This window comes from Burkholderia sp. Cy-637 (assembly GCF_011753175.1).
GTDB lineage: Bacteria > Pseudomonadota > Gammaproteobacteria > Burkholderiales > Burkholderiaceae > Burkholderia > Burkholderia gladioli.
In genome coordinates this window covers 1-1,124 of sequence record NZ_VWWC01000389.1, presented here as the reverse complement: position 1 = coordinate 1,124, position 1,124 = coordinate 1, and the positions used below count along the sequence as shown (strand labels likewise).

Genomic DNA, 1,124 nt, shown 5'->3' with positions numbered 1-1,124 from the left:
GACCTCTGGCAGGCGATCCAGCAGGAAAACCAGCGCCAGGAAGATCACATCGAGCTGATCGCCTCCGAGAACTACACGAGCCCGGCCGTGATGGCCGCGCAGGGCTCGCAACTGACCAACAAGTACGCCGAGGGCTATCCCGGCAAGCGCTACTACGGCGGCTGCGAATACGTCGACGTGGTGGAGCAGCTGGCGATCGATCGCGTCAAGGCGCTGTTCGGCGCCGAGGCCGCGAACGTGCAGCCGAACTCGGGTTCGCAGGCGAACCAGGGCGTGTTCTTCGCGATGCTCAAGCCGGGCGACACCATCATGGGCATGAGCCTGGCGCATGGCGGCCACCTCACGCACGGCTCGCCGGTGAACATGTCGGGCAAGTGGTTCAACGTCGTGAGCTACGGCCTGAACGAAGGCGAGGACATCGACTACGAAGCGGCCGAGAAGCTGGCGCAGGAGCACAAGCCGAAGATGATCGTGGCGGGCGCCTCGGCGTTCGCGCTGAAGATCGACTTCGAGCGCCTGGCGAAGATCGCCAAGGCGGTGGGCGCGTACCTGATGGTGGACATGGCGCACTACGCGGGGCTGATCGCGGCGGGCGTGTACCCGAACCCGGTGCCGCACGCGGACTTCGTGACGACCACCACGCACAAGAGCCTGCGCGGCCCGCGCGGCGGCGTGATCCTGATGAAGGCCGAGTACGAGAAGCCGATCAACTCGGCGATCTTCCCGGGGATCCAGGGCGGCCCGCTGATGCACGTGATCGCGGCCAAGGCGGTGGCGTTCAAGGAAGCGGCCTCGCCGGAGTTCAAGACCTACCAGCAGCAGGTGGTGGAGAACGCGCGGGTGCTGGCGGAGACGCTGGTCAAGCGCGGGCTGCGCATCGTGTCGGGCCGCACGGAAAGCCACGTGATGCTGGTGGACCTGCAGGCCAAGAAGATCACGGGCAAGGCGGCGGAAGCGGCGCTGGGCGCGGCGCACATCACGGTGAACAAGAACGCGATCCCGAACGATCCTGAGAAGCCGTTCGTGACCTCGGGCATTCGCCTGGGTTCGCCGGCGATGACCACGCGCGGCTTTGGCGCGAAGGAAGCGGAGATCGTCGGCAACCTGATCGCCGACGTGCTGGA

The 1,124-nt window shown here is 66.5% G+C and carries 1 protein-coding gene; it reads left to right on the top strand.

Translation table 11 applies throughout. The annotated features are described in order from the left end of the window. The coding region (gene glyA, locus F3J10_RS35750; RefSeq protein WP_060004089.1) for a serine hydroxymethyltransferase at nucleotides 1–1,124 on the top strand (1,124 nt) is incomplete at both ends.